The sequence below is a fragment of the Rhodocista pekingensis genome (genome assembly GCF_042665545.1).
GTDB lineage: Bacteria > Pseudomonadota > Alphaproteobacteria > Azospirillales > Azospirillaceae > Rhodocista > Rhodocista pekingensis.
The window spans coordinates 99,412-120,631 of sequence record NZ_JBHTCM010000015.1 but is presented as its reverse complement, the minus strand read 5'-3'; the positions used below and the strand labels follow the sequence as shown (position 1 = coordinate 120,631).

Here is a 21,220-nt window from a genome sequence, read left to right as displayed (position 1 = left end):
GAAGCCCCTGCCCTCTCCGGTCAGGCGGCGCGGATCGCGGCCAGGAACGTCTCCACCCGGGCGCGCAGGGTTTCCGACTGCTGCGCCAGCTCCCGCGCGGCGCCGAGCACCTGACTGGAGGCGGCGCCGGTCTGCCCGGCCGCTTCCAGCACCTGCTCGACATTGCCGGAGACGCCCTCCGTGCCGAGGGCGGCCTGGGCAACGTTGCGGCTGATCTCCGAGGTCGCGGCCTCCTGCTCTTCCATCGCGGCGGCGATGGAGGAGGAGATTTCGTTGACCGCTTCGACCGTCCGGCTGATGCCGCGGATGGCGGCGACGACCTCGGCCGAGACGGACTGCACGGCCGCGATCTGCTGCCCGATCTCCTCCGTCGCCTTCGCCGTCTGGTTCGCCAGCGCCTTGACCTCCGCCGCCACGACGGCGAAGCCCTTGCCCGCTTCCCCGGCGCGGGCCGCCTCGATCGTGGCGTTCAGCGCCAGCAGGTTGGTCTGGCCGGCGATCTCCTGGATGAGCTGCACGACGGTCCCGATCCGGTCGGTCGCGGCAGAGAGGCCGGCGACGGAGCGGTTCGTCTGGCGCAGATCCTCGGTCGCCTGATCGGCCACGGTCTTGGAGCGGACGACCTGTTCCGCAATGTCGCGGATGCTCGCCGTCATCTCCTCCGAGGCGGCGGCGACGGTCCGCACATTGCCCGTCGTCTGACCGGCGGCCGCAGCCGCGGCGCCGGCCTGCCGGCTCGTCTCCTCGGCGATGGAGGCCATCGACTGCGCCGTGGAGTCCAGTTCCGTCGCAGCGGCGCCGACGGCGCGCAGCACCGCGGCGGCCTCCTGGTCGAAGCCGCGGACCAGCCGGTCCACCTCCGCCGCCCGGCGCTCCTTGGCGGCGCGCTCCGCCTCCTGCGCCTGGGCCAGACGCTCGCTCTCCAGCAGTCCGTCGCGGAAGATCCGCAAGGCACGGGCCATGGCCGCCACCTCGTCGCGCCCCTCGGCCCCGGCGACCTCGACCCGCAGGTCGCCGCCGGCCATGCGGCCCATCACCGCGGTGATGCCGTTGAGCGGGCGCAACACCTTCCGCAGCACCGTGTAGAGAGCGAAGGCGACCGCGATGAAGCCAAGCAGGGTGAGCCCGGCCATGAGCAGGCGGAACCGGCCGGAGACGACCTCGTTGGCCTGATATTCCTGGTCGGCGACGCGGAGCTGAAGGTCGATGAGGGCGGAGACAGCCTCGCTGACCGGGTCGATGACGGGATAGAGGTCCTTCTCGGCAAGCCGGACCAGGGCGCCGTCGTCCCGGGCGGCCAGGATGCGCAGCAGGTCGGCCACCATGGCATCGGCCGGTCCCAGCCGCCGCTGCACCTCCATGGCCAGCGCCTTCTCCTCCGGCACCATCCAGGTGGCCATGTAGGCGTCCCAGTGTTCCCGGATGCCGGCCTTGGCCGTCTTCACCGACGCCGCTCCCTGATCCCAGGTCAGGCTGCCGCCCCGGACCTTGTGGACGGCGTCCACGATGTTCACGGCGTAGAGGTCGGCCACGATCTTGAGATCGCGCAGCGGCACGACACGGTCGGAATAGATCGTGCCGATGCGACGATGGGAGTCGCCGAGGCCCGCCCATCCCGCGGCCGCTACGGCAAGGATGGTGACGGCAAGGATGCCGATGGCGGCCAGAAGCTTGGCACGGATCGTCGCCATGGTTTCCACTCCGGGATCTGTAGCGATGGAGATCAATTAACTGTGTCTTTGGTAGACCCCCATACGAACGTAGGGGATCGGCCCGCCCCAAAGAGATTAGGTCTGTCGATCCCGTGTGATAAGGTATCGAAAGTTGCCATAGTCTTAAGGATAAGCCCTCCAGTCACCCTCGGGACCTGGTCGCCTTCGGTCCGGCATCCGGCCGCACCGTCAGTCCGCTCGCGGAGCAGGGGGCGCCGTCAGCGCCGCGGCCAGCCGTGCGGCCAGCGCCTCCCCCTCCCCCTCGGCATAGGGTTCCTGCACACCGCTGCCCCAGACCGGCCCCGGCCAAGCGGGATCGCCGATCCGGCGGGCGACGACATGGAGGTGGAGCTGCGGGACGAGATTGCCGAGCGCCCCGACATTCAGCTTGTCCGGCCGCACCGCCGCCTCCAGCACGGCGGAGGCCTGCGCCGTCTCCTCCATCAGCAGCGCCCGGTCGGCGGCGTCCAGCCGGTGGATCTCCCGCGCTCCGGGGAGGCGCGGCACCAGGATCAGCCAGGGAAAGGCGCGGTTGGCCATCAGCAGCACACGGCAGAGCGGCAGGTCCGTCACGGGCAGCGTGTCCGCCGCGAGCCGGGGATGCAGGTCAAAACCGTCGGGTGTCGTCATCGGGGTCGCAATCTTGTCACGGGATCATACGGGCATCGGCGGCATTCACGGCGCAGGTCTGTGCGACTGCGGAAAACGCATCACTCCTCGAAAGAAGTACCGCTGGACGTATTTCCGGCGATGCTTATCCTGTTATTCCGGCGGTGACAGGGGCCGAGCCATGCCGATGCGACAAGGCTGGGCTCCGGCGGTCGCCGTGGGGCAATCACGGAAATACCGGATTCGGCTGCCACATCGGGACGATCGGTCGGGATGACCGGCCGGAAAGCCCCCGGCGGGGCGGGTCTGATGCGGTTGCGGGTCGGCGCCCGGTCCATCCGGTGCCGCCGCCGGCGTGGGGAACTGGGGCTCTGTAAGGACGGCATATGCGCAAGATCCTGACGATGCGCGGCTCAGCCTGGGCCGTGCTGGTGCTGCTCGTGCTGGGCAACATCGGCGCCTGGGCCTTTTCCAACCGCCCGGCCATGCCCGAGCGCCCCTGGTCCGGCACCATCGCCGGCGTCGCCTTCAACCCCTACAAGGTCGGCCAGGACCCGACGGAGGGCAAGCACCCCTCCCGCCAGGACATCGCCGGCGACCTGGACGTGGTGGCGCCCTATGTGCTGTCGGTGCGGACCTATTCCGCGCTGGACGGGCTGGAGGCGATCCCCGAACTGGCCGCCCAGCGCGGCCTGCTGACGACGGCGGGCGCCTGGATCAGCCAGGATCCCGGCGCCAACGAGCAGCAGATCAACGCGCTCGTCCGCATCGCGCGGCGCAACGACAACGTCAAGCGCGTGATGGTCGGCAACGAGGTCATGTACCGCGGCGACCTGGAGGTCGAACAGCTCATCGACTACGTGCAGCGGGTGAAGCGGCAGGTGGACGTTCCCGTCTCCACCGCCGAGCCGCCCTATGTCTGGCACGAGCATCCGGAGCTGGCCGAGGCGGTGGACTTCATCACCATCCACCTGCTGCCGTACTGGGAGAAGGTCCCGATCGAGCAGGCGATGGACCAGATCCTGACCGAGTACAACCGGATCAAGACCGCCTATCCCGACAAGCACATCCTGATCGGCGAGGTCGGCTGGCCGTCGGACGGTCCCTACCGCGGCGGGGCGGAGGCCAGTCTGGTGAACCAGGCGACCTTCATCCGCAGCTTCCTGAATCTCGCCGGGGAGCAGCGCTGGGACTTCTACATCATGGAGGCGTTCGACCAGCCCTGGAAGCGGGTGCTGGGCGGCCCCGTGGAGGCCAACTGGGGCATCTGGAACGCCGACCGCCAGCTCAAGTTCCCCATGGACGGCAGCGTCTGGGAGGTGCCGGGCTGGCCCGTGCTGTGCGCCATCGCCACCGCCCTGGCCTTCCTGCCGATCTTCTGGTTCGTGCTGCGGCGCGACGACCTGAAGCCGGCCGGTCAGTTCTTCTACGGCGCCCTGATCCAGACGGTGGCCTCGGCCCTGGTCTGGACCTGGACGGAGGCCGTGACCGCGGGCATGGGCCCGCTCTCCACCATCGTCTTCGCGCTGCTGCTGACGGCGCAGATCATCCTGCTGGCCGTCATGCTGATCGACGGGCTGGAACTGACGGAGGTGGTCTGGACGCAGAACTGGAAGCGCCGGTTCGAGCCGATCCGCGGCGACAGTTCGGGCTATGCGCCCAAGGTCTCCATCCATGTGCCCTGCTACAACGAGCCGGCGCACATGGTGATGCAGACGCTGGACGCGCTCGCCCGCATGACCTACCCGAACTTCGAAGTCCTGGTGATCGACAACAACACCAGGGACGAGGAGGTCTGGAAGCCGCTGGAGGCGCACTGCCGCAAGCTGGGCGCCAACTTCCGCTTCTTCCACCTGCCGAAATGGCCGGGCTACAAAGCCGGCGCGCTCAACTTCGGCATCGCCATGACGGCGCCGGACGCCGAGGTGATCGCCGTCATCGACAGCGACTATCAGGTGAAGCCGGACTGGCTGTCCGCCACGGTTCCCTACTTCCGTAATCCCAAGGTCGCCTTCGTGCAGTCGCCGCAGGACTACCGGGAGTGGAACGACCATCCGTTCCACCGGATGATCAACTGGGAGTACCAGGGCTTCTTCAAGATCGGCATGATCCAGCGCAACGAGCGCAACGCGATCATCCAGCACGGCACCATGACCCTGATCCGCACCCAGGTGCTGAAGGATGTGGGCTGGTGGGCCGAGTGGTGCATCTGCGAGGATGCCGAGCTGGGCCTGCGCCTGTTCGAGCAGGGCTACGAGTCCGTCTACATGCCCGACAGCTTCGGTCAGGGCCTCGTGCCGGACAGCTTCGCCGGCTACAAGACGCAGCGTTTCCGCTGGGCCTACGGTGCGGTGCAGATCATCAAGCGCCACTGGCGGGAGTTCCTGCCCGGCGGCAAGCGCCTGACCTTCGGCCAGAAGTACCATTTCGTCACCGGCTGGCTGCCCTGGTTCGCGGACGCCGCGCACATGGCCTTCGTGATCGGCGGCGTCTTCTGGTCGGCGGGGTTGCTGCTGCTGCCGCGCTATTTCGAGCTGCCGCCGACCGTGTTCCTGTTCCCCACCCTGTCGGTCTTCTTCTTCAAGGTGATCTGCGGCCTCTGGCTCTACGAGGCGCGGGTGCAGTGCAGCCTGCTGGACAAGATCAGCGCCGCGGTCGCCGGCATGGCGCTGACCCACACGGTCGGGCGCGCCGTCTGGCAGGGCCTGTTCACGCAGGGGCGGCCCTTCGTCCGCACGCCCAAGTGCGAGGACCAGCCGGCCCTGATCCAGGGCTTCCTCAACGCCAAGGAGGAGGTCTACCTGATGCTGGGGCTGTGGATCGCCGCCGCGGCCGTGGCGTGGCGCATCGGCGGCGACAACCGCGACGCCTACATCTGGTCGCTGATGCTGGTGGTGCAGTCGCTGCCCTACATCGCGGCACTGGTCGTCTCCTGCCTCAACGTCCTGCCGAAGGGCCGCGACGCCACCGGCGACGCCCTGCCGGCCCCGGCCGGGGCCTCGGGCGCCGACTGACCCGCGGGGGCGCCCCTCTTCCGCCTTCCCACCGGACCCCGCCCGCGCTCCCCGCGGGCGGGGAGCCTGCGGCGGAGTGTCCCGGACCATGGGGAGCCTGCGGGTGTATCATGCGTGCCACGGCAAAAGCCGCGGAGCCGGACAGGTGGTCCCGGCAGGCAGTGCCCCGCCCCCTTCCCGGACACTCAGGGTCCGGGGGCCGGCGCTGCACCGCCGGGTCAGCACCCCCGGGAGTGCTCCCGCCAAAGGGAGCCGGACATCCGATTGAACTGAGCGAATCCTGATCCGCGCACTGGTCCTGTTGCATTCCGATGACGTTCAATCATCGGGAGCATGATCCGCCGCGCCCGGCGAGGTCGGTCGTCGGCGGCCCCCACGGGAACGATCCCGCGCGGGGACGACAGGGGAGATCGCACCGATGATCACGCCCGACCCGGCCATGGCCGGTCCCACCTTCCCGCCCCCGCGGCGCGCGGCCCCCGGTGACACCGCCGCCGCCGCCCAGCCGCCGCCAGCCGCGCCGGCCGCGGCTTCGGCCGCCGAGCCGCGGCCGCTGCTGGCCGCCCGCTTCCGGCGCATCCGCACCGTGACCGGCCAGCTCGCGGCGCCGCTGACGCCGGAGGACCAGATGGTCCAGTCGGCACCGGAGACGAGCCCCGTGAAGTGGCATCTGGCGCACACCTCCTGGTTCCTGGAGCGCCATGTGCTGGAACGGTTCGCGTCCGGCTACCGCGCCTTCGACGACCGCTTCGCCTTCCTCTTCAACACCTGCGTGGAGCCGCAGCCGACCTGCCATCCCGCCGCTGCGCGCGGCCTGCTCTCCCGACCCGGCCACGAGGAGCTGCGGCAGTACCGCGACCATGTGAACGCCGCCGTGCTGCGTCTGATCGACGAGACGCCGGACGCCGAGTGGGCCGGCGTCGCCCGCCGCATCGAGCTGGCCCTCCAGCATGAGCAGTACTGCCAGGAGCGGCTGCTGGCCGACGCCAAGCATGCCTTCTGGTCCAACCCGCTGCGCCCGACCTACCAGCCGCCGCAGCCCGCGGCCCTGGCGGCGGCCGCGGGGCAGAGCTGGATGGTGCATCCGGGCGGTCCGGAGGGGATCGGGCATGACGGGTCCGGCGTCGCCTTCGACCTGGAGGAGCCACGCCACGTCGTCTGGCTGGAGCCGTTCCGCCTGTCCGGCCGGCTGGTCACCAATGCCGAGTACCTGGAGTTCATCGAGGACGGCGGCTATGCCGACGCGGCTCTCTGGGATCCCGAGGGCTGGACGACGGCCCAGCGCGAGGGCTGGCGGGCACCGCTCTACTGGTTCAAGCGGGGGCCGGACTGGTTCCAGTTCACCCTGTCCGGGACACGGCTGCTGGACGGCGAGGAACCCGTCTGCCATGTGAGCTGGTACGAGGCCGCCGCCTTCGCCCGCTGGGACGGGCGGCGCCTGCCGACCGAGGCGGAATGGGAAGTGGCGGCGCAGCCGCTGCGCCGGACCGGCAACCTGCTGGACTACGGGCGGCTGCACCCGGCGGTGGCGGCCTGCGCCGGGGACGGCCCCTGGCAGCTCTACGGCGACTGCTGGGAATGGACGTCCAGCCCGCTGGTCCCCTATCCGCGCTGGTCGCCCAGCGACAAGGCCGTGGGCGAACATGCCGGCCTGCCCGCCGCCGGGCGCATGGTGCTGAAGGGCGGCAGCGCGCTGACGCCGGGCGATCTGGTGCGGGCCAGCTTCCGCCACCATCTGACGCCCTCATCCCGCTGGCACATGACGGGTATCCGGTTGGCGGAGGATGTCTGAGGCAACCGCGTCCGTGCACCCCGCCCCGCGACCCGCTATCATAATAGAGTGTTCGCGGAGAAAAGGACAGGCGGGGCGGGCGTCATGGACGAGCGGGATCGGGTGCTGGAGGTCAACCGGCGGTTCTACGCAGCCTTCCTGGGCCGCGAGCTGCCGGGGATGGAGGCCGTGTGGGCCTGGGCCCACCCGGTCGCCTGCATCCATCCCGGCTGGCACCCCATGACCGACCGCGAGGAAATCCTGCGGAGCTGGCGGGAGATCTTCACCACGAGACGCACACTGGAGATCCGCATCGAGAGGGAGCAGGTGCTGCAACTGACGGCGGACACTGCCCTGGTCATCTGCCAGGAGGAGGTCAGCATCGGGCTGACGGCCGCCTGCAACGGGTTCGTGCTGGAGGACGGCGTCTGGCGTCTGGCACTGCATCACGCCACGCCGCTGGCGCGCATCCGGCCCGGGGATGTGGCCCGACCCCACTCCGGTCCGCCTGTCCTGCACTGACCGCACCGGCAGGCCCCGGCCCCCTCTGGCCCGCATCCGGAGGTGGATCTGTGGCCGGATCGGGACTCCGCGCGCAACAACCTTGCCGCAAGACCCGGCCGGATACTCGAATCCAAGTAATCGGCCGTCACCGCAAACGCTCACTACTTGGGGAAGCCACCCCCGCTCCGTGAAGACCACTGCGGCGTCGGGCCGCACGAATCCGGTGTGGGGCCAGCATTGCGCGCGGTGCGGCACCCCGGCAGGTGTATTTTTCAGCGGGCGGACATTATATCTCTCGTCAAGGTCATCGGGAAAGTCGTCCGGCACAGGCCGTCCGATGGCAGATCACGGCGGAGTGTCCGGAGTGCAACCTGCGGGAGCGCCAGGGTATCGGCGCACCAGGGCGGTCGGTGGGTGGCAGGTGGAGACCGGGCGGAGCGCCGGCAAATCACCCGGGCGGAAACCTGGGGAAATGCACGGGCGACGACCATTCAGTTCTGAAAGGAAGTTGGAATGAACGGGAACACGAAGTGTTCGGATTTCCTGGTCAGCCTGCATGGCGACCTCCCGATGCGCGGTGTGGCGGTGACGCTGGGCGACATGCCTGTCGGCGTCGATGTCACCGAGGCGATGGCCGAGGCGGCGCAGGGCACGGCTTTCGCGCTGGAGCGGGTGTGCGGCGACGGCTACGGCCGGATGGTCGCGTATTTCCGTCTGGCGACCCTGGAGAATGACGGCGACGAGCCGGTCATGGCGCTGTTGCAGTCCGTCTCGGGGCACTGCCGCTGGCTGTCCATGGAGAAGATGACCAGCCGCGTCCTGCCGGAAGTCTGGGCTGCCTGATCCGACATGACGGTTCCCGCCCCGGCCCGGTGCCGGGGCGGTCTGGTGCGGCCGCGCCGGGGACGCCCGGGCGGCCGTCGTCGTTTCCGCCCCCCCTCTTCCCTGCCGCCCCGGCGATCCTCCCCCGGCGGCAGACCGCCCAGCGGTCGGGCGCGACGCGGGGCCGGTCCGGCCAGGGCCGCCCGGTTGACGGTCCCTCTCCCCCGATCCAGAACAGAGTCCGTGCGCGCCACGTCGCACGCCGCCGGCCCCGTCGCCGGGGCGGCGGACCGAACGGAACGGGGAGGTCTGCCATGGATCTGTCGCTCAGCGACGAACAGCGCCTGCTGCGGGACAGCGTCGAACGCTTCGTCCGCGACGCCTACGGTTTCGAACAGCGCAAGGCGGTGGTGGCGGAGGCCGGCGGCTTCTCCCGCCGGCACTGGGCCACCTTCGCAGAGCTGGGCTGGCTGGCCCTGCCCTTCGCCGAGGCCGACGGTGGCCTGGGCGGCGGCGGGCCCGAGGTGGCGATCCTGATGGAAGCGTTCGGCCGCGGCCTGGTGGTGGAGCCCTATGTCCCGACGGTCATCCTGTGCGGCGGCCTGGTCGCGGCGCTGGCGGAGGGCGGGCGCCGGTCGGCGCTGCTGGAACCCCTGCTGGAGGGCCGGCTCCAGCTCGCCCTTGCCCATGCCGAGCGGCAGGCCCGCTACGACCTGTTCGACATCGCCACGACGGCGCAGCGGCAGGAGGGCGGCGGCTATGTCCTGGACGGACGGAAGTCGGTGGTCCTGAACGCGCCAGCGGCGGACTGGCTGATCGTCGCCGCGCGCACCGCCGGCGACCGGCGCGACCGCAGCGGCATCAGCCTGTTCCTGGTGGATCGCGCGGCACCGGGCCTGGATCTGCGCGACTATCCCACGCTGGACGGGCAGCGCGCGGCGGAGGTGACACTGACCGGCGTCACCGTCCCGACGGACGCCCTGCTGGGGCCGGAGGGCAGCGCCCTGCCGGCCATCGAGGCGGCGACGGACCGCGCCATCGCCGCGCTCTGCGCCGAGGCCGTGGGCTGCATCGACCATCTGGTCGCGGCGACGGTGGAATATACCCGCACCCGGGTGCAGTTCGGCCAGCCCATCGCCCGCTTCCAGGTGCTGAAGCACCGGATGGCCGACATGGCCGTCTGCCTGGAGCAGGCCCGCAGCATGGCGGCCTATGCGGCCCGGCACTGGGACACGGCCGATGCGGCGGTCCGGAGCCGCGCCATGTCCGCCGCCAAGGCCAAGGTCGGGCAGGCCGCCCGCTTCGTGGCACAGCAGGCGGTGCAGCTACACGGCGCCATGGGCGTGACGGAGGAGCTGAATGTCGGCCACTACATGAAGCGCCTGATGGCGATCGAGGTGGCCTTCGGCAGCACAGACCACCATCTGCGCCGCTTCGGCAGCCTGGAGGACGCCGCCTGAACCGGCGGGGAGCCAGGGACGGGCGCCGGGCGGGACCTCCCCGCCCGGCTATTCCCGCTTCAGCACGCGGTCGATCAGGACATTCGCCCACCAGCGCGACATGAAGCGGGCCTTCAGCGCCGGCGGATCGTAGACCTGATCCACCCAGTCGTAGAAGTCGATCGGGCTCTCGGCGTTGCGGGCGGCGTATTCCTCGAAGAACTGGTCGAGGATGCCGGTCTTGGCGGCGCGCAGATGACCGTAGCGCCAGTTCAACTGGCGCACCGCCTCTTCCAGCGGGCGCTTCTCGTGCACCAGCATGTAGAGCGCGCTCATGAAGCCGACCCGGTCGGAGCCGGCCTTGCAGTGCATCAGCACGGGGTATTCAACGCCGGCCCAGAGGTCGCGCGCGGCGTGCAGGATGTGCTTGCGCGGGGCGTCACGGGAATTGACCGGGAAATCCACCAGGGTGATCCCGTGCTCCCGGCAGGCCCGCTCCTCCAGGAAATAGGAACCGCAGTCGTCGCGCCGGCCGCGCAGATTGATGATGGTGCGGATGCCCATCCGCTTGGCGGCGGCGATGTGCGCCGGGGTCGGCTGGCTCGACCGGTACATCCCCGGCGATATTCTGAACATGTTCTTGTAGGCCATGCGCAGGAAGGCATGGTCCTTGAACACCGAATTGATCCAGCGCCCGACAAGATGACGCCGATCCGCCAGCGTCGGATGGCGCTCGACGGTGCAGACGAGGTCGCCCTCGCTGCCGGCCCGGTCATGGAACATGGACGCCTCGCCCCAACTCCCCAGGCCAGCTAACCCGAGCTGCGACCGGCTGTCCACAACATAGATCGTGAATTTCCTCTGAATGTATGCGGACCCGTCAACCGGCCGCCGTGCCCTTGGCAAGGCGCCGCAGGGCGGACACCGGCGGGGGCGCTGCCGGCGTGGCGGGCGCGGACCGGGCAGGCACCGGGCGACGGGTCAGCGCCGCGTGCAGGTGGCCTTCCAGCTCCGCGGCCCGGTGGGCGGCCGTGTGCGCGGCCAGCGCCCGCGTCCGCGCCCGCCGGCCCAGCGCCGCGGCGGCCTCGGGCGTCATGCCGTTCAGCACTTCCAGCACCTCCGCCGCCGTGCGGGCGACGATGATCTCCCGCCCCGGCCGGAACAGGCTGTCCAGCCCCGGCCAGGGATCGCTGATGATCGGGGTGCCGCAGCAGGCCGCCTCGAACAGCCGCACGCTGGGCGACCAGCCGGCCTGCACCATGTCGGCGCGGGTCACGTTCAGGGTGAATCGCTGGGCACTGTAGAAGCCGGGATGGCGGGCCGGCTCCAGATGCGCGATCCGCGCCACGTTGTCCGGCCAGGCGATACCGTCCGGATACTGCGCCCCGGCCACGACGAAGCGCTCGCCCGGCAGGGCCCGGGCCGGCTCCAGCAGCAGCCGCTCCAGCACCGGCTGGCGGTCGGGACTGTAGGTGCCGAGATAGCCCAGCGCCCAGTCCGCCGCGACCTCCTGCGGCCGGTGCAGGGCCGGATCGGCCGAGCAGTAGAGCGCCCGCGCCATGGGGGCGCCGAACTCCCGCTCCAGCCGGCGCAGGGTCGGCCCGCCGGTGAAGGAGAGATAGAGGCGGTAGGCGGCGATCTGCCGGGCCGTCAGGTACTCCGTCCCGCCTTGCCCCGCCAGGGCCGCCAGCGTCACCGGCGTGTCGATGTCGTAGAAGGCGGTCAGGCCGCCGGCCGTCGCCAGCACCCAGTCCCCCACCGCCACCCCGTCCGGCACGTAGGAACCGACGATCACCGCGTCCGCGTCCCGCACCGCCGCGCCGAAGCGGTCGCGCAGCTCCTCCAGGGAGCCGTACAGCGCCGTCCGCACCCCGACAGGGTCCGGGCAGTCCCGCGCCGCGGCGTACCAGGGCACGTCGCGCTCCAGGAAGGTGACCCGGTGGCCGCGGGCGGCCAGCTCGCGCAGCAGGCCGCGGTAGGTGGTGGCATGCCCGTTGCCCCAGGATGAGGTGATGGACAGCCCCAGCACGACGATGTCCAGCGCCCCCGTCATGCCGGCATCCCCGCCGGGACCGGCTGCGCCCGCTCCTGCGCCAGCCGCCCGGTCAGCAGCCGTTCCACCAGCACCGCCCGGTGGGCGTAGGTGTGCTCCGCCAGCACCCGGTTCCGGGCCGCGGCGCCGATGGCGCGGGCGCGCTCCGGCGTCAGCCCGGCGACCAGCGCCGCCACCTCGGCGCCGTCGCGTGCGACCAGCACCTCCCGGCCCGGCTCCAGGAACAGGCCGATCCCCTCCCAGGCGTCGGTGATCAGGCAGGCCGCCGCCCCCGCCGCCTCGAACACCCGCGTGGCGGGGGAGAAGCCGGTGGCGGCCATGCTCTCGCGGCTGACGTTCAGCACGGCCAGCGGGGTGCAGTTGAAGGCGTTGTGGTCGGCGGTGAAGACATGGCCCAGATGTCGCACATTGCCCGGCAGCGGCTTGTCGTCCCAACCCGCCCCGCCCAGCAGGCAGGGCCGCCCCGGCAGCAGGGCGGCGGCGCGCAGGAAGAACTCCTCCACCCGCGCCTCGCGGTCGGGCAGCCGGTTGCCCAGGAAGGCCAGCGCCGCCGCGAAGCGCGGGTCGGGCGGCACCGGATGGTGGGTGGCGGGATCGACCGCGTTGTAGACCGGCACGCACTCCCGGGCGCCCAGCGCGCCATAGGCATCCACCACCGGCTGGCCGCCGCCGTAGGTCAGCACCGCATCATAGCGGCGCAGCGCGGCGTGGAAGGGATCGGCCGGATCGGCGTGCAGGCGCGCGAGCGTCGCCGGGGCGTCCACGTCCCAGAACACGGCCAGCCCGTCCGGGCGCCGGATCTCCGGCACCGCGGCCTCCAGCAGCGCATCGAAGACACCGACGCCGCTGGCCTTCACCACCACGTCGGCGCCGCGCCCCTGCTCCAGCGCCTGTGCCACGCCCGCTTCCGTCGCCTCGTAGACGACGACGCGGGCCCAGTCCGGATCGGGGATGTCGCGGTGCTTCTGCCGCTCATAGGCGTCGGGTTCGAAGAAGGTGACGCGGTGGCCGCGGGCCGCCAGTTCCTTGACGATGCCCCGGTAGTAGGTCGCGGCCCCGTTCCAGTAGGCGGAGACAAGGCTCGATCCGTAGAAGGCGATGCTCAGGCCGGTCATGGTTCAGGACACCTCCGCAAGCGCGGGAGAGGACCCGCGCACCCCCAGCTCGGCGCAGCAGGCCAGCAGCTCGTCCACCCGATGGGCGCAGGTATGACGGCTGCGGATCGTCTCGACGCCGTTGCGGGCCTGCGCCGCGGCGGCATCGGGATCGGACAGCAGCTCGCGCAGCGCCTTCGCCATCTCCGCGCCGGTGCGGACCATCCGGAAGTCGCGCCCGGCCCGGAACAGCCCCTCGCTGTCCGTCCAGGGGGCGGAAACCAGGGGGATGCCGCAGGCCAGCGCCTCGAACACCCGGATGGTCGGGATGCCGGGCAGCGCCTTCACATAGGGCCGGCGGGGCACATGCACGGTCACCCGGTGCGCCGCCAGCGCCGCCGGGGCGCGGTGGTTCGGCAGCCAGCCGCGGTAGGCGATGCCGGCCTCGGCCAGCGCCCGCCGCCCCTCCTCCGGATAGCGCACGCCGTGGACACGGGCGCGCAGGCCCAGCGTGCGCACCGGCTCCAGCAGGAACTCGTGCAGCTCCGCGGTGCGCTCGCCGTCGCCCCAGTTGCCGATCCAGATCAGGTCGCGCCGCGCCTCCGGCGTCGGCTGCGGCCGGAACAGGCGGGTGTCGGCGGCCTCGTGCCAGACCCGCGCCTGCCGGCCCCAGCCCCGGGCGCGGTAGCGCTCCGCCACCGCCTGGCCGAAGGCCAGCACCCCGTCATAGGCGGAGAGGTCGTAGCGCGCCATCTCCTCCGGGGCGGTGACGCTGCGGTGGTGGGTGTCGTGGAACAGCAGCCGGAAGCGCCCGCCCCGCGCCCGCCGCCGGCCCAGGGCGGCGACCAGGGCGGGGTCGTTCCATTCATGGACCAGCACCACGTCCGCCCCGTCCAGGGCCCCGTCCAGCGCCCGCTCCAGCACCGCCTCGCCGCCGGGGCCGGACAGGTCATGGTCGTGGGAGCGGAGATGCGGGAACGCGGCCCGGATCTCGGCCAGCGCCCCCTCCCCGTGCTGTGCCAGCAGGTTGGCGCGGCTCCAGCCGTCCGCCGGCTCCCAGACGGAGACCTCGTGCCGCCGCGCCAGCAGCTCCGTCACGACGCCGCGCAGGAAGTGCGCATTGCCATGGTTCCAGTCGGAGAAGAGGGAATGCACGAAGAAGACGAAGCGCATGACCGTCACCCCACGCCGTAGCGGCGCCGCGGCGCCCCGGTGAGCGCCGCATAGGCGCCGAGATAGGAGCGGGCCATGGTGTCGGCCCGGAAGCGGCGGGCGCGGATGCGCGCCCGTTCCGCCAGATCGCAGCGCCGCGCATGGTCGGAGACCAGCCGGTTCAGCGCCCGCGCCAGTCCGGCCGTGTCGTCGGGATCGACGAAGACCGCCGCGCCGTCCCAGTTCTCGCGCAGGCCGGGGCTGTTCCCCAGCACCAGGGCGCAGCCCGACAGCGCCGCTTCCAGCACGGCCAGCCCGAACGGCTCGTAGCGGGCGGGCAGGCAGAAGACGGCGGCGCGGGCGTACCAGTCGCGCAGCTCCGCCGATGGCAGACGGCCCAGCAGGGCGACGTTGCTCGGCGCCCGCTGCGAGCCGTCCGGGTGCCGCGCCTCCCCGGCCACGGCGACCGGGCTGCCCAGCAGGGGCGCGACGGCATCCAGGGCGGCGATGTTCTTGCCCTCGTCCCAGATGCGGCCGACGGACAGGATCAGGTCGTCCTTCGCCGCGGGGGCGAAGTCCTCCACCACGACGCCGTTGGGGATCACCACCGGCTCGACCGGCACGCCGTAGTGGAAGGCCAGTGCCGCCGCCATGGTCCGGCTGGGCGTCACCACCGTGCCGGCAGCGGCGAGGCCGGCCCGCACGCCCTCGGCATAGCGGTCGAAGTCGGACGGCGGCGGCGTCCCGCGCACGGCGGCGAACCAGGAGCGGACGCAGGAATGCCCCGCGCAGAGGACGGGCGCCCGGAACGGCAGGGCGGCATGGGCGTAGCCGTTGACATGCACCACGTCCGGCCGCAGCCGCTCCTCCAGGTCCAGCAGCCAGTCGCCGGAACGGGTCACGTCGGCGCCGGCGTCCGGCATCCATTCCAGGCGCCAGTCGCTTTCCTCCAGGTGCAGGCCGGGAACGGCGGCCGCGGCGTCCCGCTGGTCGGGCGCCAGCGGTCCGCCCAGCATGGCCAGCGTCGTGCGGGTGCCGGACCGGCCGAGCTGTCCCGCCAGGGTCAGCGCATGGTCCCAGATGCCGCCCAGGCAGTCGGCCGTCATCAGGACATGCAGGGGCTCTCCTGACCCGGAGATCCGCTCAGCCATGGGCCGCTTCCAGGTCGGCGAGCGGGCGCGGGCGCTCGTCCTGGAGGTCGCTGAAGCGGCCATGGACGGCAAGGTAATGGTCCAGCGCGCGCTCCCAGGCACGGTCGTCGGGCAGGCCCCAGAGCCTGCGGTAGTCGGGGGAGCCCGGATAGGGGAACAGCGGCACCGGGTCGTTGGCCCAGACGCCGTGCGCCCGCAGCCGGTCGCGCCAGGCCCGGACGGTGGCGGGATCGTCGTCGCCGGCGTCGATCAGGTTGGCCTGGACGAAGGCGACATGCCGCCGGGCCAGGATCAGCCGCTCCGTCAGCTCCTCCGTGGACAGGCGGCAGTCCTTGTCGAGCGCCTGCCGCCCCTCCGCCGTCAGGCTTTCCACCCCCGCCTCGATGGAGACGCAGCCGGCGCGGCCCAGCAGCGCGATCATCTCCGGCTTCCAGAGGTCGATCCGGGTCTGCACCCCGAAGCGCACCGGCCGCCCGGCCAGCGCCTCCAGCAGCGGCCGGTTGGGCAGGAAGATCTCGTCGATGAAGTAGACATACTCCACGCCCTGGGCGATCAGCCCGTCGATCTCCCGCATCACCACCTCCACCGGGCGGCGGCGGTAGCGGTCGCGGAAGTTCTCCTTGGCGCAGAAGGTGCAGGCGTAGGGGCAGCCGCGGCTGGCCTCCACCTCCGCCCCCGGACCCTCGGGCGGCGCATCGAAACGGTGATGGTGATGCCGGTGGCGGGCGATCCAGTCGTCCGGCCAGGACAGCGCCGGCAGGTCCGTGAAGGTCCCGGCATAGGGGCCGCCCTGCACCCGCACCTCCCCGTCGCGGCCATGGCAGAGGGAGGGGATGGAGCGCCAGTCCCGGCCCGACGCGAGCAGCGCGATCGGCTCCTCGCACTCGCCCTGCACCACCACGTCCACGCCCAGCTTCGCCAGCGCCGCCCGCGGCGTGGTGGAGGCGTGCGGGCCGACGCCGACCAGCGTACCCGCGACCGGCCGCAGCAGCCGCACCACGGCCTGCGGCACCCGCAGCTCCGGCGGGCAGCAGCGCCAGAACAGGTAGCTCGGCGCGGTGGTCACCACCGTCATGTCCGGCCGGAACTCCTGAACCCGCGCCAGCAGCGCCGCGTCGGACAGCTCCAGAAGCTGGGCGTCCAGGATCTCCGCCACATGGCCGTCGCGCTCCAGCAGGGCCTTGGCGTAGCCGAACTCCAGCGGCAGGTGCGGCTCGCGGCAGCCGAAATAGATCGAGCCCTCGAAGCTCCAGTTCGGGTTCACCAGCGCCACGCGCATGCTCTGTCCTCCGGTCGGCCCGGGCTTCGGGCGGTCGGGCATCAGGCGGTGCCCCGGTGGGCACCGGGCGGGGTCTACTGGGCGGCGGGCAGCGACCGCGCCACCACCTCGACCAGCGGCAGCCCGGGCCGCTCCCCGTGCAGCCAGCGGTGCAGCCGGGCGATCCCGTCGGCGGCCGCGATGCCGGGCGTCCAGCCGGTGGCCTGCCGGAAGCGGGAGGTATCGGCGACGTACCAGGGCTGGTCGCCGGTCCGCCACGGGCCGTACTCCACCGCCGGCAGCCGCCCGTCCAGCCCGGCGATCTGCTCCAGCACCTCGCGCAGGCTGACGGCGTTGGCTGGCCCCCCGCCGATGTTGAAGACGCGGCCGGCGACGGCATCGCGGTGGCCGAGCGCCAGCAGGAAGGCGTCCACCAGGTCCTCCGCATGCAGGATGTCGCGCACCTGCCGGCCGCTGCCGAACAGGGTGATGGTCCGGCCTTCCGCCGCGGCGATCAGGAAGTGCGCGACCCAGCCCTGGTCCTCCGTCCCGAACTGGTGGGGGCCGTAGATGCAGCTCATGCGGAAGACCGTGGCCGGCAGCCCGTAGCTGCGGGCGTAGTCCAGCACGTACTGGTCCGCCGCCCCCTTGGAGCAGCCATAGGGGCTGTGGAAGTCCAGCGGCCGGTCCTCGCGCACGCCGCCGGCCTGGCCGGGGTCCGCCGGGCGGCAGCGGTCCGCCTCCTCCACCAGTTCCAGGTCCGGCAGGGCGCCGTAGACCTTGTTGGTGGAGCTGAAGACGAGCGGCGGCGGCTCCGGCTGTGCCCGCACCGCCTCCAGCACGCGCAGGGTGCCGCCGGCATTGACCTCGAAATCGTGGACGGGGTCGCGCAGGCTGGTCGTCACCGCCACCTGGGCGGCGAGGTGGAAGACGGCGGCGCTGCGGGCGACGGCGCGGCCCAGCCGGTCGCCGTCGCGGATGTCGGTCAGCTCGGGGAGGATGCGGTCGCCATGCATGGCGCGCAGCCAGGCGAGGTTGCGCTCCACGCCCGGGCGGCTCAGATCGTCCAGCACGATAACGCGCCGTCCCTCCCGCGCCAGCCGGTCCGCCAGGTTGGTGCCGACGAAGCCGGCGCCGCCGGTGATGAGCACCGGCCGGTCGGGCGGACCGGGCAGCCGCGCCAGCGCCTCTCCCGCCGACAGGTCGGTTCCGGAGAGTCCGGCAGCCGTGCGGCAGCTCATACCGTCAGCCCCCGGGCGGCCAGCTCGCGGGCCGCCTGCTCCACCCGGTCCACGGCGATCTGGCCGGACAGCCAGTCCGCCAGTTCCGTCAGCCCCTCCTCCAGCCCGACCTGCGGTGCATAGCCCAGCACCGCACGGGCCTTGCCGATGTCGGCGAAGCAATGGCGGATGTCGCCGACGCGGCAGCGCCCGGTGATCTCCGGCACGAGGTCGGGCCGCCCGACGATCCCCGCCAGCCGGCCGGCCAGGTCGTCGATGGCGATGGCCCGGCCGGAGCCGATGTTCACCGCCTCCCCGGCCGCGGCCGGCCGCTCCAGCGCCAGCCGGCAGGCGCGGGCCACGTCGCGCACATGCACGAAGTCGCGCTTCTGCCGCCCGTCCTCGAAGATCATCGGCCGGTTGCCGTTCAGCAGGCGCGAGGCGAAGATCGCCAGCACCCCCGTATAGGGATTCGAGAGCGCCTGCCGGGTGCCGTAGACGTTGAAGAAGCGCAGCGCCACCGTGGCGATGCCGTAGGCCGCGCCGACCAGCAGGCACTGCCGCTCCTGCACATACTTGCCCAGCGCATAGACCGAGGCGAGCGAGGGGCGCTTGCCCTCCGGCGTCGGCACCGGCTGCAACGGCGCGCCGTCGGCGGCGCGCAGCTCCCACTCCCCGCGGGAGAGCTGGGCGCGCCCGCGCTCCTCCCCCTCCACCGTGCGGCCGTCGGGCGTGCGGTACAGCCCCTCGCCGTAGACGCTCATGGAGGAGGCGACGACCAGCCGCTCGACCGGCCGCTCGATCAGGGCCTGGAGCAGCACGGCGGTGCCGAGATCGTTCACGGAGGTGTAGTCCGCGACCTGGTACATGCTCTGGCCGACGCCGACCATGGCGGCGAAATGGTAGACGACATCGACCCCGGTCAGGGCGCGCGACACCGCGCCGGGGTCACGCACGTCGCCGCGCAGCAGGTCCACCCCGGGATCGAGATAGGCGGGCCGCTCGCCGTCGGCATGGACCTGCGGCGAGAGGGAATCCAGGACCCGCACCCGGTGGCCGGCGGCCAGCAGCTCGTCGGCCAGGTGCGAGCCGATGAAGCCGGCGCCGCCCGTGATCAGGATGGATTTCGCCATGGGGTCCTCGTCTTGGCGGACCCGCCCCGCCCGGCGCCGACCGGCCTCCGCCGGATGGCCGCTCCCGTTTCCGGCGGCAGAAGCGCCGCAGGTCGAAGGGGGCCTGGATGCCGGGACCGGCTGTCGGGACGGGGTATCGCCGCCGGAAACCTGTTCGCGGCCTTAACGAGAGATGGCCGCCGAGGTTCCGGAGGCTCTTCTTCTTCAATCCCGTCCGACCGGGCTGGGTAGCCCGGACGGACGGGCCGTCGCCGCGGGGCCGCGTCGCCGGTTCCGGCCCCCCTGCCATCCGCCCGACCGCGGGACCTACTCCGTTCGGCCGGGGTCGCGGACAGGGCGAGAAGGGCGTATGGTGCCACCCCCGCGCTTCCGCGCGGCCCCCTTCCGCGCACGATCCCCGGCTCCGCCTTGTCCGATTCAGTCTCCGATACGATGATCCTGGGAAATGCCCGCCTCGTGCTGGCCGATGCCGTCGTCCCCGGCAGCGTGGCCGTGGCCGGCGGCCGCATCGCCGCGATCGACGGGGACCGCCGCATACCGCCCGGCGCGCTCGACCTTGAGGGCGACCTGCTGCTGCCGGGGCTGGTGGAGATCCACACCGACAATCTGGAAAAGCACCTGACGCCGCGGCCCGGCGTCGTCTGGCCCGCCTTCTCCGCCGTGCTGGCGCATGACGCGCAGGTGGCCGCGGCGGGCATCACGACGGTGCTGGACGCGCTCTGCATCGGGGCGGGGCCCGGCCGCGACTGGGCCGGCATCGCCGCGGCCGCCATCCCCGGTCTTGCCGCCGCGCGGGAGGCCGGGCACCTGCGCGCGGACCACCTGCTGCATCTGCGCTGCGAGGTGACGGACCCCGACCTGCCGTCCCTGTTCGAGGCGCATGCCGGCGAGCCCGCGGTGCGGCTGGTTTCCGTCATGGACCACACGCCGGGCCAGCGCCAGTTCGCGGACCTGACGAAGTTCCGCCGCTACCAGGAAGCGTTCGGCGCCTCGGAGGCGGAGGTGGACGCGGCCATCGACCAGAGCCGCGAGCGGCAGGCGCGCCACGCCGCGCGCCACCGCGCCCTGCTGGCGGACGCCTGCCGCGCCCGCGGCATCCCCGTCGCCAGCCATGACGACGAGACGCCGGAGCATGTGGCGGAGGCGAAGGCCCTGGGCTTCGTCATCTCCGAATTCCCGACGACGGCCGCGGCAGCGACCGCGGCGCGGGAGCACGGGCTGCTGACCGTGCTGGGGGCGCCGAACGTCGTGCGCGGCCAGTCGCACTCGGGCAACGTCTCGGCCCTGGAGCTGGCGCGGTCCGGGCTGCTGGACATGCTGTCGTCCGACTACATGCCGGCCAGCCTGATGCAGGCCGTCTTCCGGCTGGCCGGGGACGCGGGCATCACCCTGCCGGCGGCCGTCGCCACGGTCAGCCGCACCCCGGCGCGGGTGCTGGGCCTGGACGACCGGGGCGAGATCGCGCCCGGCCTGCGCGCCGATCTGGTGCAGGTGCGGGAGACGGCGCACGGCCCCGTGGTGCGGCGCGTCTGGAGCCGTGGGCGGCGCGTGCTGTGACCGCCGGCAGCGCGGAGGATACCGGCCGCTGGGCGGTCTACTACGCGCCGCCGCGCGACACGCCGCACTGGCGCCTGGGCACGGCCTGGCTGGGCCGCGACCCGGAGACGGGGGAGACACCGCCCCGGCCCGATACCGGGATTTCGGCCGCGGACCTGGCCCGACTGACCGCCACCGCGGCCGGCTACGGCTTCCACGCCACCCTCAAGCCCCCCTTCGCCCTGGCCGCCGGCCGAACGGAAGCGGAGCTGCGCGCCGCCGTGGCGGAGCTTGCGGCCGGGCTGGCGCCGTTCGACGCGCCGCCACTGCGCCCGGCCCGGCTGGGGGACTTCCGCGCCCTGGTCCCGGCCGCGGACTGCCTGGACCTGGACCGGCTCGCCGCCGCCTGCGTGCGCGGACTGGACGGGTTCCGCGCCCCGCCGACGCCGGCGGAGCTGGCGCGCCGGCTGGCCGCGGGGCTGACGCCGGGGCAGCAGGCGATGCTGGACCGCTGGGGCTATCCCTACGTGCTGGGGGAGTTCCGCTTCCACATGACCCTGACCGACCCGGTGCCGCCCGATGCGACCGCGGCCGTGGACGCGGCGCTGGAGGCGGTCTTCGCGCCGCTGCGCCGGCTGCCGTTGCCGGTGCGCGAGCTCGCCCTCTTCCGGCAGACGCGGCGGGGGGAGCCGTTCCGGCTGGTGGAGCGCTTCCCGCTGGCGGCAGGGCCGGCGGCGCGCTAAACCGGACAC

The 21,220-nt window shown here is 72.3% G+C and carries 17 protein-coding genes; 7 read left to right on the top strand and 10 right to left on the bottom strand.

The features are described 5' to 3' along the window. Positions 1–20: 20 nt before the first annotated feature. Complete coding sequence (locus tag ACFQPS_RS14570; RefSeq protein WP_377359949.1) at positions 21–1,691, bottom strand: methyl-accepting chemotaxis protein; 1,671 nt, start codon at positions 1,689–1,691, stop codon at positions 21–23. 210 nt (positions 1,692–1,901) lie between these two features. Further along, on the bottom strand, positions 1,902–2,342 hold the full coding sequence (locus ACFQPS_RS14565) for an HIT domain-containing protein (RefSeq protein WP_377359948.1): 441 nt from the start codon (positions 2,340–2,342) through the stop codon (positions 1,902–1,904). A 365-nt stretch (positions 2,343–2,707) separates the two neighbouring features. Here ACFQPS_RS14565 and ACFQPS_RS14560 point away from each other — a divergent pair, with 365 nt between their 5' ends. The 5 genes from ACFQPS_RS14560 to ACFQPS_RS14540 all read left to right on the top strand — a co-directional run bounded on the left by ACFQPS_RS14560 (position 2,708) and on the right by ACFQPS_RS14540 (position 9,892). Continuing rightward, positions 2,708–5,335, top strand: coding sequence for a glycosyltransferase (locus ACFQPS_RS14560; RefSeq protein ID WP_377359947.1), 2,628 nt, complete (start codon positions 2,708–2,710; stop codon positions 5,333–5,335). A gap of 418 nt (positions 5,336–5,753) precedes the next feature. Beyond that, on the top strand, positions 5,754–7,127 hold the full coding sequence (egtB, locus tag ACFQPS_RS14555; protein ID WP_377359946.1) for an ergothioneine biosynthesis protein EgtB: 1,374 nt from the start codon (positions 5,754–5,756) through the stop codon (positions 7,125–7,127). An 84-nt stretch (positions 7,128–7,211) separates the two neighbouring features. Further along, positions 7,212–7,628 carry a nuclear transport factor 2 family protein gene (locus ACFQPS_RS14550; RefSeq protein ID WP_377359945.1) on the top strand — a complete coding sequence of 139 codons (417 nt, stop codon included), beginning with the start codon at positions 7,212–7,214 and terminating at the stop codon, positions 7,626–7,628. A gap of 495 nt (positions 7,629–8,123) precedes the next feature. Then, positions 8,124–8,453: a hypothetical protein gene (locus ACFQPS_RS14545; RefSeq protein ID WP_377359944.1), complete on the top strand. Its 330-nt coding sequence runs from the start codon at positions 8,124–8,126 to the stop codon at positions 8,451–8,453. A gap of 293 nt (positions 8,454–8,746) precedes the next feature. Continuing rightward, positions 8,747–9,892 (top strand): acyl-CoA dehydrogenase family protein, encoded by a 1,146-nt coding sequence (locus ACFQPS_RS14540; RefSeq protein WP_377359943.1) that lies wholly within the window; start codon positions 8,747–8,749, stop codon positions 9,890–9,892. Between the two features lie 48 nt (positions 9,893–9,940). Here ACFQPS_RS14540 and ACFQPS_RS14535 read toward each other — a convergent pair whose 3' ends face one another. From ACFQPS_RS14535 to ACFQPS_RS14500, 8 genes are all read right to left on the bottom strand, one after another. Then, positions 9,941–10,654 (bottom strand): protein tyrosine phosphatase family protein, encoded by a 714-nt coding sequence (locus ACFQPS_RS14535; RefSeq protein ID WP_377359942.1) that lies wholly within the window; start codon positions 10,652–10,654, stop codon positions 9,941–9,943. A 97-nt stretch (positions 10,655–10,751) separates the two neighbouring features. Continuing rightward, positions 10,752–11,924: a CgeB family protein gene (locus tag ACFQPS_RS14530; protein ID WP_377359941.1), complete on the bottom strand. Its 1,173-nt coding sequence runs from the start codon at positions 11,922–11,924 to the stop codon at positions 10,752–10,754. Continuing rightward, on the bottom strand, positions 11,921–13,039 hold the full coding sequence (locus ACFQPS_RS14525) for a CgeB family protein (protein WP_377359940.1): 1,119 nt from the start codon (positions 13,037–13,039) through the stop codon (positions 11,921–11,923). Before ACFQPS_RS14525 ends, ACFQPS_RS14530 begins: the two co-directional genes overlap by 4 nt. 3 nt (positions 13,040–13,042) lie before the next feature. Further along, positions 13,043–14,191, bottom strand: a complete 1,149-nt coding sequence (locus ACFQPS_RS14520) for a CgeB family protein (RefSeq protein ID WP_377359939.1) — start codon at positions 14,189–14,191, stop codon at positions 13,043–13,045. Between the two features lie 5 nt (positions 14,192–14,196). Continuing rightward, on the bottom strand, positions 14,197–15,321 hold the full coding sequence (locus ACFQPS_RS14515; protein ID WP_377359938.1) for a glycosyltransferase family 4 protein: 1,125 nt from the start codon (positions 15,319–15,321) through the stop codon (positions 14,197–14,199). Then, positions 15,314–16,600 (bottom strand): TIGR04295 family B12-binding domain-containing radical SAM protein, encoded by a 1,287-nt coding sequence (locus ACFQPS_RS14510; RefSeq protein WP_377359937.1) that lies wholly within the window; start codon positions 16,598–16,600, stop codon positions 15,314–15,316. Before ACFQPS_RS14510 ends, ACFQPS_RS14515 begins: the two co-directional genes overlap by 8 nt. Positions 16,601–16,674: 74 nt before the next feature. Next, positions 16,675–17,820 carry an NAD-dependent epimerase/dehydratase family protein gene (locus ACFQPS_RS14505; protein WP_377359936.1) on the bottom strand — a complete coding sequence of 382 codons (1,146 nt, stop codon included), beginning with the start codon at positions 17,818–17,820 and terminating at the stop codon, positions 16,675–16,677. Next, entirely contained in the window at positions 17,817–18,932 is a 1,116-nt protein-coding gene (locus tag ACFQPS_RS14500) for an NAD-dependent epimerase/dehydratase family protein (protein WP_377359935.1), read from the bottom strand. Before ACFQPS_RS14500 ends, ACFQPS_RS14505 begins: the two co-directional genes overlap by 4 nt. Before the next feature lie 408 nt (positions 18,933–19,340). Here ACFQPS_RS14500 and ACFQPS_RS14495 point away from each other — a divergent pair, with 408 nt between their 5' ends. After that, positions 19,341–20,489 carry an alpha-D-ribose 1-methylphosphonate 5-triphosphate diphosphatase gene (locus tag ACFQPS_RS14495; RefSeq protein WP_377359934.1) on the top strand — a complete coding sequence of 383 codons (1,149 nt, stop codon included), beginning with the start codon at positions 19,341–19,343 and terminating at the stop codon, positions 20,487–20,489. Next, the gene (locus tag ACFQPS_RS14490) at positions 20,486–21,211 is read left to right on the top strand and encodes a DUF1045 domain-containing protein (RefSeq protein ID WP_377359933.1); all 726 of its coding nucleotides are present in this window, start codon (positions 20,486–20,488) and stop codon (positions 21,209–21,211) included. Before ACFQPS_RS14495 ends, ACFQPS_RS14490 begins: the two co-directional genes overlap by 4 nt. Positions 21,212–21,220: the final 9 nt, after the last annotated feature.